Below are 11960 nucleotides of genomic sequence, written 5' to 3'. Positions count from 1 at the left end.
CACGACATCGCAGGCGGCCTCCTTGTCGCGTACGTAGGTCAGGGCGACATCCGCACCCTCCCGGGCGAGCCGCACCGCGGTCGCGGCACCGATCCCGCGGCTGCCGCCGGTCACGAGGGCCACGGTTCCGTTCATGGTTGCTTGTGAGGTCATGGGTCCATCCCAGCGCCCGGCCCGGTGGAATGCTGGCGGCGAACGGACACCGAGGTCCCCAGCGCTCCGGCGCACGACGTGACCCGCACCGCACCCGCACCCGGACGCGACGTCACCCATGCGGAGGCCGCCCGGAACTCTCCCCTCCGTTTCAAGCGTTCTCCCGTCGTGACTCTTCAGCAAGAGATCGTCGGCAACGCCATGCAGATGGCGGTCGTCAGCCTGCAGCCCGGTCAGACGGTGTACTGCGAGGCGGGAAAGTTCCTGTTCAAGACGGCGAACGTGACCATGGAGACACGGCTCTCCGGACCTTCGGGCGGCGGCGGCCAGCCCCAGGCCGGCGCGGGCGGCACAGGCGGTGCGAGTGGCGCCGGCGGTGGCATGGGCGGAATGCTGCGGCAGGCCATGGGCACGGCCATGCAGGTCGGCCAGCGCGCGCTCGCGGGCGAGTCGCTGGCGTTCCAGTACTTCACGTCGACCGGCGGTGAGGGCACCGTCGGCTTCGCGGGTGTGCTGCCGGGTGAGATGCGGGCGCTGGAGCTGGACGGCACGCGCGCGTGGTTCGCGGAGAAGGACGCCTTCGTCGCGGCCGAGTCCACCGTCGAGTTCGGCATCGCCTTCCAGGGCGGGAAGACCGGCCGCAGCGGCGGTGAGGGCTTCGTCCTGGAGAAGTTCACCGGCCGGGGCACCGTGATCATCGCGGGCGCCGGCAACTTCATCGACCTGAACCCCGCCGACTTCGGCGGCCGTGTCGACGTCGACACGGGCTGTGTCGTGGCCTTCGAGGAGGGCATCCAGTACGGGGTGCAGCGCGTCGGCGGGCTCAACCGGCAGGGCGTGATGAACGCCGTCTTCGGCGGCGAGGGTCTCTCCCTCGCCACCCTGGAGGGCAACGGCCGCGTGATCCTTCAGTCGCTCACCATCGAGAGCCTGGCCAACGCCCTCAGAAAGGCCCAGGGCGGCGACAAGCAGGGCCCCACGGGCGGCCTGTTCTCGACGAACGCGGGCTAGCCGGGAAGGCGCGCGGGCCGGATCCGGACGTACGAGGAATGGATCCGGACGCACCTGGTTCGCCCCCGGAACCGGGCGGGGCAGATCCATCGGCGGCCGGCCGATGAGTTGCGGGTGCCAAGACGGTCTGAGCTGATGACAGGACACCCGCTCCGGAAGAAGGCACGCCATGGGCAAGCTCTCTCTCACCGCTTTCGTCACCCTCGACGGCGTCCACCAGGCCCCGGGCGGCCGGGAGGAGGACCGCCGTGACGGGTTCGAGCACGGCGGCTGGAGTTTCCCGTACGACGACGAGGACTTCGGGCAGTTCATCACCGAGGTCTTCGGCCGCGCGGGCGCCTTCCTGCTCGGCCGCCACACGTACGAGATCTTCGCCGGGTTCTGGCCGAAGGTGACCGACACGGCCGACCCGGTCGCGGGGAAGCTCAACTCCCTGCCGAAGTACGTCGCCTCGTCGAGCATCACGCGGCCCGAATGGGCCGGTACGACGGTGATCGGCGGCGATCTCGCCAAGGAGGTCACCGCGATCAAGGAGAACACCGAGGGAGAGCTCCAGGTCCACGGCAGTGCCGCTCTCGCGCAGTCCCTCCTGGCGCTCGACCTCGTCGACACCATGCACCTGCTGTCCTTCCCGGTCGTACTCGGCACGGGCCGCCGTCTCTTCGCCGAGGGCGCAGTGCCGACCGCGTTCCGGCACGCCGGCGCGCGGCTCACGAGCAAGGGCGTCGCCATCCACACGTACGACCTGGCAGGACGCCCGGAGTACGGCACGTACGAGCTGCCGGAGGGGAGCGCGTAGCGGCCGGGACGCTCCCGTGCGGGGGTCTCGTGTCGGAGGTTAACTCCCGGAAAACTCATCCGACTTGCGGGACGAAATGACCGTCCTTGACATTGACATGCCATGGTCTACGCGCGTCATGCTAGAGGGCATGAGATTCCCCCCACGCACCACTCGCATCGGCGCTCTGGTCGCCCTCACGTCCGCCCTGCTCATCGGCGGCGCCGCCACGGTTCCCGCGAACGCGGCGGTGACCGCCGTCGGCAGCATCTGCTACGGCTCGCTGCCGTCCCAGGCGCACGACACGCTCGACCTCATCGAGCAGGGCGGTCCCTACCCCTACTCCCAGGACGGCAGCGTCTTCCAGAACAGGGAAGGCATCCTGCCCTCGCAGAGCACCGGGTACTACCACGAGTTGTAGTTCTTGACCGAAGTTCAAGGGTATTTCTGCAGCTCAGAGCCATGACCTAGGCTCAGTTGGAGCGGTGGGGGTCGATTCGGGGTCGAGTTTGATTGCCGATTACTTAAGGAAACAGCAGCTCCCTGGAGACTGGGGAGTCTCATCCTGGGAAGTGCTGGCTGGGACATCCAGAGTGGTGGCGTCTCGAACAGAACCCGGCGTATAGCCTGACTCGTCTGCCGCTACCTGCGGTTTTGCCTGGGAAAGGGCCTCTGATCTGCGACGGAGGCCCTTTCTGATCTTTCATGGGCTTGCCGTGTCAGGCGGCAAAAAGTCCCTCGGAAGTCCCTCGGACAGAGCTGAAAGTCCCTGAAAAATCCCTGGAGGGGAGGGGTGGACGACGCCTTTGAGCTGGGCGTTCACGACATCCATAGGAGCGTGATGCTGCAGTCGCAGACCTCGGCGTGGCCATGGACCGGAGAGATTACGCGGCCTCGGCGTTGGTGGTCGCAGTGGTCCGCGCGGACCATTCGGCGCGGGCGGCGGTGAGCCGGGGGAGCATCGCGCGAAGTTCTTCCCGGATATCAGCACCGGGCATTCGCTCGCCGGAACGTCGATGTTCTCGCTGCCAGAGAGAATGAGGTCGGGCGGGATGTCCCTCAGCCGTGCACAGACCATGAACGGCATCCCGGCTTCGTGGAAGAGTTCGAGGACGCCGCGCGTTGAACGCTGACGTGGGGTCATGGGCGATGACGACGGTCACATGGCCGTCGCCGCGCAGGAGCGAAGGCAGCACTTCGAGGGCGCGTACCTTCGAGGTGACCGAGCGGGGGCGACGACAAGGGGGCGTTCGCCGTGCTCGGCCCGTCTCGTACGCAACTAAGCTCCGGTTGGTGCGGGTGACCTCTCAAGTCGCCCTGCCGAACCGGAGAAGCTCCTATCTCCTGTCAAGCGGCCTGGGCAAGGTCGGCCTTCGCGATGTTTGCGCAGGTCAAGGCCCTGAAGATCTCGCGGGCTATGTAGCGTTTGAGGCAGCAGATGATGTCCTTCTTCTGCAGTCCCTGCGCAGTGCATCGGGCCACGTACTCGCGGGTGCGCCGGTCGTGCTGCATGCGGACGACCACGATGCGGTAGAGGGCCGCGTTGGTTGACCGGTTGCCTCCCCGGTTCAGCCGGTGGCGGTCCCGGCGGCCGGAGGAGGCCGGCAGGGGTGCGGCGCCGCACAGATGGGCGAAGGCTGCCTCGGAGCGCAGTCGCTCGGGGTTGTCGCCGACTGCCGCCAGGAGGCGGGCGGCGGTCTCGGGCCCGACGCCGTTGACGGCCAGCAGCATCGGCGCGGCCTGAGCCGCCAGTGCGGTCAACTCGGCGTCGTACTCGCTGATTTCACGCCCCAGGTCCTGGTAGCGGCGGGCAAGGCGTCGCAGGGTGAACTTGGCCGCGGCGGTGGGGTCGGCCAGGTCCGGTGTCTGCCTGATCAAGTCGCCCTCGCGTCAGCACCGCGCACTGCCGGGACTGCCGCAGCGGCTGGCCACGCTGGCTGATCCGCGGCACCGGCGCGGAAAGCGTCACCCGTTCGTGAGTGTGCTGCTGATCGCGTGCTCGGCCGTGCTGGCCGGGGTCCGCTCTTTCGCCGCGATCGGCCAGTGGCCAAGAACGCTCCGCAGGAGGCTCTGGCCCGGCTCGGTGCCCGCACCACCAGCGTGTTCGCCGTCCGCGTCGCGCCGAGCACGGCGACTGTCCGCCGGATCATCAACGCCACCTGTTCCGGCGGCCTGGCCGACCTGCTCGGCGCCGACCCGGCCGGGTCCGACACCTTGGCCGTGGGCGGCAAGAGCGCCCGTGGCTCGCGCAGCGGCGACAGCCCAGCCGCACATCTGCTGGCCGCGATGACCGGTGCCGGGACGGCCGTCACGCAGCTGCGGGCGCCGGACAAGACCAACGAAATCACCTGTTTCGCCGCATTGTTGGAGCCTTACGACCCGAGCGGCGTCACGGTGGCCGCCGACGCCCTGCACACCCAGCGCGCACACGCCCGCTTCCTCGTCGAGGAGAAACGGGCGCACTATGCCTTCACCGTCAAGATGAACCAGCCGATCCTGTATGCGCAGCTCAAGACCCTGCCCTGGGACAAGGCGACGGCGAAGTTCTACGACCGCTCCCACGGTCACGTGCGGTTGGAGACCCGGGTGGTGCAGGTCCTGACCGTCACCGCCCTCGGCATCGACTTCCCGCACGCCGCGCAGGTCGCGAAGATCGTCCGACACCGGACCTGCGCGAAGACCGGCCGACGCACCCGCGAGACGGTCTACGTGCTGACCGACCTCACCAGCCGACAGGCATCGCCCGAGCGTCTCGCGAAGATCGTGCGCTCGCAGTGGACCATCGACATGCGCCAGTGGAGGCGGAGGGCGAGGCCTGACTCTCGCAAACGGGTCCTACCTAACGGATCGCCAAGCGGTCATTTGTATGGCGCTGAGCCGAGCGAGGGAACACCATGGAATCAAGTAGGGCGATACATGTTGCTACTACACGATCAATTGCGTGCCGAGGAGGTTGGGCATGGCGACGAGCGAGGACGCCCTAGCCAGGCGGTTGAGCGAACTTCGGCGGGGTGGGTTCCTTGATCTTGCAGATCTCGACATAGGTCAAGTTCCAGAAATCATATTTGGCCACCCCAACAGAGAGAACGTGGCCAAACTCTCACTTTCTGGGAACTCGCTAACCCACCTCAATGGAGCGGAATTTCGACATCTTCCCAACCTCAAGCATTTGATTCTCAGCCGGAATGATCTGTCAGTCTTCCCTGCAGAGCTTGATGGATGCCAACAGCTGGAAGATCTCGATCTCGATGCGAATCGGATTAGTGTGCTTGATATCGGAAATTCGATTCTGCAAAACCTGCGCAATCTGAGTGTAGTAAGGAATGGCCTTGAAGTAGTTCACCCTAGCATCACGGAGGCCGCCCGACTCGAAGTGCTCGACTTGTCAAATAACTTTCTAGGTTCTCTTCCTGGAAATTTTGCCGATCTTAGTAACTTGCGAGAACTGCGCGTAGGTAGGAATTCTGGATTCAGTCCCGGTGTAGAGGTAGGAAGGTTGCCGAGCCTTCGATATCTCGACCTAACAGATAACAATTTGGCCGAACTGTCCGATGAGCTTGGCAACCTCCCCGAGAACGTTCTCATTAGGATGGACGGAAATTTCTTCAGTGACACTGTGAATCGCTTGGCTCGGCGAGACATGAGAAACCTTCTAACCTACCTTAGAACCCTTCATAGCGGTCGTCGATACGAAGCGAAGGTCATATTGGTGGGTGAGGGAAATGTCGGCAAGACCTCAATGATTGAAGCCTTGCTCGGAAATCCATTTGTAGAGAATCGCGATACGACCCACGGGATTGAGATAAAGACGGCCCGCTTGCCGGTCACTCGAGAGCTGATGGAGCTGTCACCTATTCTAGGGTCGGCCAGCGATATCTCTCTCAGGTTCTGGGACTTTGGCGGCCAGGAGGTTTATCGAGTTACACATCAATTCTTTTTTAGCAAAGATGCCATCTATCTTGTCGCATGGCGCCCTAGGGAGGGGCAGGAAGCTAATGCGGTTGAGGAATGGGTGAGGCGAGTCAAGATCAGGTCCGGCGATAGGGCCCGCGCTCTAATCGTTGCGACATTTGCAGACGAAGGACGCCAGCCGGAGATTGACTACTCCGAGCTCAGAACCAGGTATGGGAACATCCTCACGGGCTCCCTTCGAGTTGACAGCCGGACCGGTAGTGGAATTCATGAACTCGCCAGTCGGCTCCTCGAAATCGCGATTAGCTTGCCCCGTATGGGTGAAAGGATCACTGAAAGCTGGCTGGACGTTCAAGAGGAGATATTTGATCGAACAGAGGCCTACATTACGCGTAGCACATTTGACTACATTTGTGCTCGCAGGGGTCTAGAAATAGACGAAGCTGAAGCACTCGCGGCACTACTTAACGACCTGGGATATATCGTCTACTACCCAGAAGACAACGATCTGCGTAGTATCCTGATCCTTCAGCCGGAGTGGCTAACAAAAGCCATCAGTTATATCCTGGAAGATGAGCAACTCCGAAGCAACTCAGGCATGCTTCAGCACGAAGATTTGGCGCGCATCTGGAGCTCTGGAGAACGGCGCCTCGATAAATGGCTCCACCCGTACCTCTTGAGGCTCATGGAAAAATTCGATGTGTCCTACCGAGTAAGTGGAGATGAATCCAGTCTGATTGCTCAGCTTGTGCCCTTCTCCAGGCCCGAAGCGCCATGGCCAATCGATCGGTCTCCGGATAATGAGCTTTCTTTTCATTGTGCATTTTCGGATGCGCCTACAGGAATTATTCCATGGCTGATTGTTCGGACTCGCCATTTCAGTCACAGTCAGTGGCGCAAAGGTTGCTATCTAGCCCATCCCGAGTACGATGCACGTGCCCTCATTGAACAAGTTTCCGACACGGAAATCTCCGTAAGGGTCTTTGGTGCCTCAAGGTCCTTCCTCTTCGACATCCTGCGAGATACGGTTGAGCAGCTGATTAGGCTACGCTGGCCGGGTATTACCTATCAGATGAGAGTTCCATGCATAGGTACTCAGTCGGTTTCTGGGCGCTGCACGGCTACTTTTCCAATGACTAGTCTCGAGCGTATGCGGGCGCAGGGGTATGAAGCACTACGCTGTCCTGAGTGTCTAACGGAGAATGACGTCAGTCGTCTCCTAGTCGGGTTCCCGTCTGCTACGCCTTTGCGTGAGGAGATCAGCCTTGCCGCTGAAGTGCGTGGCTTGCGAGGGGAAGTCAGTCAAGCATTGCATGCGATTCTAACTTACCAAAGGGCTGCGAATGCTGAAGTGATGGACTGTCCAAGAATTTTCACTCTGCGGCCTGTAGATCCTCGGTCGTTCGACATGCGGCGGATTTGGTCTAGTAAGCTGCTGCTTGAGCTGTGGTGTGAGGAAAAGAGCTCTCCTCACCCTGTAGGTGAGCCTTACGAGCTCAGGGCGGCGAAAGAGTGGGTGGTCGCCGTTGGGCCGTATCTACAAGTGACTGCTCAGGTTGTGTCCTTGCTTGCGCCGATCTCAGGTGGGTTCGCAGGCCTATTTAGTGCCGAAGGAATCAAAAACAGCTCCGACCTAATGAAGTCAATCGCTGATGCAGTTGGTCCAGTTAATGCGGATCCTGTCCCAGATGGGCAGAATCAACCTTCCCTGTCTCCTGCTGAAGGAGCAGCACTTCGAAGCTTTCGCGAGCTATTGTTCAGCCTCGATGAGCAACGTCACTTTTGTGGACTGCGGCGAGCTTTGGCTTATACAGGTGACTATTTGTGGCTTTGTTCAGAGCACTACGGCAACTATGAGCCACCACTACCTCGATTGCCGGGTGGGTCAGCTAGGTCATAAGCACGGAGGTCGGCCGAAGAGGGCAACGCCAGCCCTGGGCACACGATTTTTGGCGGGCTCAGACCGACACGAGGGGGAGAGGTCCCACGCCGTACCAGCCATTGCTGTACTCAGGGTCATTGAGAAGTGATCTTGTGTCCGGGTTCGTCAGGTGAGTCCGAGGGCGGTCAGGGGTCGTTGGCAGTCGCGGGCGGTGCGGCGTAGGGCGGCTGCGATGTTGGTGTGGCCGTCCTGGCGGTGGACGCTGATGGCGAGGTTGCGCAGGCTGGCCATGGTGCGGGGCAGATGCCCGGTGCGGATCTTGGAGTCGTCCTCGCGGAAGGTCCGGTCCCTGACGTGGTGCAGGAGGTTCTCGATGCCCCAGTGCCCGCGGATCCAGGCGGCGAGTTGGGCGCCGGTGGCCTCGCCGGGATGCAGGCTGGTGATCAGGTAGACGCGCTCGATGGTCAGCTTGCCTTTCGTCTTCTCCTGTCTCCAGCGCACGACTTGGAGGGCCTGGCGGGCTCCGGGGTAGTCGATGTGGTCGAACATGGCGGCCTTGAGGCGGCGGATCTCGTTGCGGTGGTGGGCGCGGGTGCGGTCGTAGTGGTCGAGCGTGATGTCGCGCCAGGGCAGCCGGCTTATCCGGTCGTGGAGGCCGGGGTGGTTCTTCTTGACGACGGCGAGGTAGTGGGCACCGCGTTCACGCAGGTAGGCGCCGTGTGCGTGCTGGGTGTGCAGGGCATCGGCGGTGATCAGAGTGCGTTCCAGGTCGAGAGGGTCGAGCAGCGGGGCGAAGGCGGGTATCTCGTTGCTCTTGTCGGCGACCTGTCGCTGGGCCAGGACGCTGCCCGTGTGGTCCATAGCGGCCAGCAGTGCGGTCGCGGCCTGGTCCGGGGTGCGTGAGCCGCGCAGTACCTTGCCGTCCACCGCGATCGCCCGGCGCACGGCCGCTGCCGGTTCGGGCGCGGGGCGACGCTCCTGCAGGTAGCGGCCGATCGCGGTGTCCAGGACGTCGCCGTCGACAGCCAGCAGCACCAGGCGGATCGTGCCAGCGTGAGGCGGACGGATGACTCCGGTCAACCGGTCGGTCTGGAAGCCCAGTTGAGCGAGTACGTGCTGGGGTGCGTCGGCCACCCACTCGCCGATCGCCACCAGCGACTTCGCGCTCGCCAGGACTGCGGCCGCCGCCGCGGCCAGCAGCGCGGTCACCGGATAGCGCACCCCGCGTCGGGCCCGTGGATCGGGCACCCGGCTCAGGCAGCGTCGCAGGTCAGAGGCCGTATCCGGGCCCGTGGGGCGGACGGGTGACCCCAGCAGGCCGAGGGCGGCGGGTATGCGGGATGATGAACAGGCAGGCACGGTCTCGCTCGGCGGTCATACGGATTCGACACCCACATGATCACCGGCGCCGTGCCTGCGCTGGTTCCCAGGGCCGACCGTCGACGCATACGACAAGCCGTCACTTCCCATGCAAAGCCGACGAGTTACGCACCTCGACACTCCTCAAAGCCCCTGTTGCTGTACTGGTCTCGGTGCTTAGGCTCTACATCGTCGCCGTCTCGGACAGCAACGTTGTAGAGGTCGTTGCCGCGGCGCAGGGTGACGCTCTGATGGTCTCGCGCCAGCCGATCCCATACCCAAGGGACCGGCTGGCGTGTTTCTGTCAGCTGGGCCCTGGACGCCTTACGGATGCCGGGCGACGCCCTAGGACGGCACCGAGTCACCAGACCGGTCACCAGCTGTTGCACAGGCCCCGTGCTTGCGGCGCTCCCACTCGACCTTGCGGCGCTTCACTCGACGCGGTGCCTCCGCCGGGCCTACCTTCGAGGTCCTTCGTCCTTCCCGTGCAGGGGGACCCATGCGGTCACACAGACCAACGCCGTGGGCGGCAGCGCGGTTGCTGATGTCCGTACGGCTGCTGCTCGCAGGCGGTCCCATCCTTCCGGGATATCCATGGCCCGACAACGAGCTGTACCTGTGGGCGTGCAAGGGGGAGGAGGGCTGCCAGTGGGCGGAGTTCCTGCCGAGCGAGCCCTCCGACTACTTTCACTGTCCTGACCATGATGCGGACGACCTGTATCGGGCCCAAAGCGGCGTCGAGAAATTGTTGAACGTGCGGTGCCCGACGTCCGACTGCGTGGCGACCAAGCCCATCAACCGCTACGACAAGAAGAAGCACACGCCTGCGTTCTTCCGCTGTCCCGAGGGCCAGCACAGGGGGAGCCGATGAGCCAGCTGGGCGCGCTCGGAGTCACGGATGCCGATCTCACTCCGCGGCTGAAGTTCGTCAACATCCTTCCTTCTGTACTTCTCCTCGCCGTCGTGATCTCGCTGATCCTCGGCGGTGCCCCCGCTCACGCTCCCAGCCTGCAGAGGTTGCTGGACAACGCCCGTTCGTACGGCTGGACCGGTGCCGTCCTAGTCTCCGTTGGTGCGCTGGTCGCCGGTCTGCTGCTGCAGCCGCTGGAACTCGCCTCCATCCGCCTCCTTGAGGGCTACGTCAGCCCGACGGGACCCCTCGGGCCGCTGGCCAGAATGAGGACGTGGGTGCATGCGAACCGCAGGTCCAGGCTTACCTGGCAGCGCAATCACCTGGCGTACGAGGACCCCCGTGCCGCGACCGCGCGATTCCGCCTCACCTTCATGCCGCACCGGGCACCCGTACTGCCCACGGCTCTGGGCAACCGGTTGCGAGCCGCGGAGGAGCGAGCGGGGCGCCCTTATGGGCTCGACGCGCTGCTGACCTGGCCTCGCCTCTACCACGTCCTGCCCCAGGACGTACTGCAGACGGTCTCCACAAGCCGCAACGAGCTCGACACCGCCGCCAGGCTGTCCCTGTCGTTCGCCCTCACTTCGGCCGCCACGGCCGGGTTGTTGCTGACCCACTCTTGGTGGCTGCTCCTGCCGGCGGCCTTCGCTGTCCTGTCGTGGTTCGCCTACCGGGCGGCCGTGCACGCGGCGACCACCTACGGAGACACGGTCGCGGCCGTGATCGACGTCTTCCGGATGAGGCTCCTGCAGGAAATGCACATTGCGATTCCCACCGACACCGAGAAGGAACGCGAACTCAACGAGAAGCTGACCGATCTGTGGGCGCGGCAGGATCGCAATCCCTTGCCCAGCCCGGTGGAGTACGACACCGGAAGTGCCGGATCCGGCGGTCAGGCGGGGTCAGGGGGTCCCTGACATCTCCTCGACCCTGCGGATCTCGATCCCGCCGAGCACCGAAAGCGCCTTGATGTGCAGTGTGGGTTTCTCCGGGGCCTTCGGAGCCGAGACGGGCTGCTGGCGCCAACGGGACGAGTAGCGCTCCACGTGTACGTCCCAGTTGGTCGGCACCAGCACATCCACTCCGCTCAACACCGCCGTCACATCGAGCCGGGCCTCGTGCCAGACACGATCGGCGACGCGGTTCTCGTGCAACCGCGCCTCCCGCAGATCGATCACGCATCCGCTGGCGACCGCCGTGACCGTGGCGAGGGAGAACTCGCCGCGTGGCCACACCACGCTCCTCGCCTCCGCCACCGAGACCAGGCGTGTCACGAGCAGACCGTCGGCGGTGGGCGCCGCGACCGCCATGCTGACGAGCATGAACGTGCCTGCGAGGAGCAGGGCCAGCGGCCACAGGTAGGGGTGCACGGAGTCTGGGAGGGGGTCCCGGATCAGGAGGAGGAGAAGGGCGCCGGCGAGGGCGACGGCGAGAGGGCCGCGGAGGACGTTCTTGGTGGCGAGGAGGAGCCGGAGGGTGCCGCCGAGGCCGAGGGCCACGAGGGTGAGGGGCCACCAGTCGCCCAGGGTGGCGAGGACGTGCGCGGAAGGCGCGAGCCGGTCGACGAGGGCGGTGAGACCGACGCCGGACAGCGCCAGCGCGATCCATATGCGCAGATGGCTTCTCACGGAAGCGAACGTTAGTACACGGGACGGGGGTTGGATCTGGGCAGCTGTGTCACTCACCCAGGTCTTCTGCCTTCGCCGGTCAGCTCATCAGCTCACGTGTTGCCCCTCAGGTGTCGCACCTCGGGCTCCGCCTGCCCGGATCGGCTCAGCCCGTCACCGTGAACCAGGTCCCCCGCGACTTCTTCCACTCCGCGTGCGTCAGGTCCCTGGCCTCTGTGCCGTCGCCGTACAGGTCGGCGGAGCCGTTGTCGGTGAGGAGTTGGGCTCGGGCGCCGGGGGTGGTGAGGTCGGGGACGTCGATGACGGCCTCCCAGCCGCCGGGGTCGG

The 11960-nt window shown here is 64.4% G+C and carries 9 protein-coding genes and 4 pseudogenes; 8 read left to right on the top strand and 5 right to left on the bottom strand.

What is annotated here, in order from left to right; genetic code table 11:
* The coding region (locus AOK17_RS52980; protein WP_245697745.1) for an SDR family NAD(P)-dependent oxidoreductase at positions 1-153 on the bottom strand (153 nt) is incomplete at its 3' end.
* Positions 154-321: 168 nt separating this feature from the next.
* On the opposite strand from AOK17_RS52980, the gene AOK17_RS43275 reads away from it, so the two are divergent.
* The 3 genes and pseudogenes from AOK17_RS43275 to AOK17_RS43265 all read left to right on the top strand — a co-directional run.
* Positions 322-1164 carry an AIM24 family protein gene (locus AOK17_RS43275; protein ID WP_079053617.1) on the top strand — a complete coding sequence of 281 codons (843 nt, stop codon included), beginning with the start codon at positions 322-324 and terminating at the stop codon, positions 1162-1164.
* Between the two features lie 169 nt (positions 1165-1333).
* The gene (locus AOK17_RS43270) at positions 1334-1963 is read left to right on the top strand and encodes a dihydrofolate reductase family protein (protein ID WP_055618134.1); all 630 of its coding nucleotides are present in this window, start codon (positions 1334-1336) and stop codon (positions 1961-1963) included.
* 130 nt (positions 1964-2093) lie between these two features.
* Positions 2094-2357: pseudogene (locus AOK17_RS43265) on the top strand (guanyl-specific ribonuclease); the annotation flags it as partial.
* A gap of 932 nt (positions 2358-3289) precedes the next feature.
* On the opposite strand, the pseudogene AOK17_RS43260 reads toward AOK17_RS43265, so the two are convergent.
* Positions 3290-3817 (bottom strand): annotated as a pseudogene (locus AOK17_RS43260) (transposase); the annotation flags it as partial.
* On the opposite strand from AOK17_RS43260, the pseudogene AOK17_RS53850 reads away from it, so the two are divergent.
* The 3 genes and pseudogenes from AOK17_RS53850 to AOK17_RS51080 form a co-directional block, all read left to right on the top strand.
* Positions 3768-3959: pseudogene (locus tag AOK17_RS53850) on the top strand (transposase family protein); the annotation flags it as partial. The pseudogenes AOK17_RS43260 and AOK17_RS53850 sit on opposite strands and share 50 nt — an antisense overlap.
* A 26-nt stretch (positions 3960-3985) precedes the next feature.
* Positions 3986-4966 (top strand): ISAs1 family transposase, encoded by a 981-nt coding sequence (locus AOK17_RS49450; protein ID WP_157881523.1) that lies wholly within the window; start codon positions 3986-3988, stop codon positions 4964-4966.
* Positions 4902-7754 (top strand): COR domain-containing protein, encoded by a 2853-nt coding sequence (locus tag AOK17_RS51080; RefSeq protein ID WP_157881522.1) that lies wholly within the window; start codon positions 4902-4904, stop codon positions 7752-7754. Before AOK17_RS49450 ends, AOK17_RS51080 begins: the two co-directional genes overlap by 65 nt.
* A 147-nt stretch (positions 7755-7901) precedes the next feature.
* Here AOK17_RS51080 and AOK17_RS43250 read toward each other — a convergent pair whose 3' ends face one another.
* On the bottom strand, positions 7902-8984 hold the full coding sequence (locus tag AOK17_RS43250) for an ISAs1 family transposase (protein ID WP_055618132.1): 1083 nt from the start codon (positions 8982-8984) through the stop codon (positions 7902-7904).
* A 610-nt stretch (positions 8985-9594) separates the two neighbouring features.
* Between AOK17_RS43250 and AOK17_RS43245 the strand changes: the two genes are divergently transcribed.
* Positions 9595-9966, top strand: coding sequence for a hypothetical protein (locus AOK17_RS43245; protein ID WP_157881521.1), 372 nt, complete (start codon positions 9595-9597; stop codon positions 9964-9966).
* Complete coding sequence (locus AOK17_RS43240) at positions 9963-10922, top strand: hypothetical protein (protein ID WP_055618130.1); 960 nt, start codon at positions 9963-9965, stop codon at positions 10920-10922. Before AOK17_RS43245 ends, AOK17_RS43240 begins: the two co-directional genes overlap by 4 nt.
* Here AOK17_RS43240 and AOK17_RS43235 read toward each other — a convergent pair.
* Both AOK17_RS43235 and AOK17_RS43230 read right to left on the bottom strand, forming a co-directional pair.
* A complete protein-coding gene (locus AOK17_RS43235; protein WP_055618129.1) occupies positions 10908-11633 on the bottom strand; it encodes a hypothetical protein in 726 nt (241 codons plus the stop codon). The genes AOK17_RS43240 and AOK17_RS43235 overlap by 15 nt on opposite strands.
* A 145-nt stretch (positions 11634-11778) precedes the next feature.
* Positions 11779-11960: pseudogene (locus AOK17_RS43230) on the bottom strand (hypothetical protein); the annotation flags it as partial.

Source organism: Streptomyces phaeochromogenes (assembly GCF_001418655.1).
Taxonomy (GTDB): Bacteria; Actinomycetota; Actinomycetes; order Streptomycetales; family Streptomycetaceae; genus Streptomyces; species Streptomyces phaeochromogenes.
This window is presented reverse-complemented; position numbering and strand designations above follow the sequence as displayed.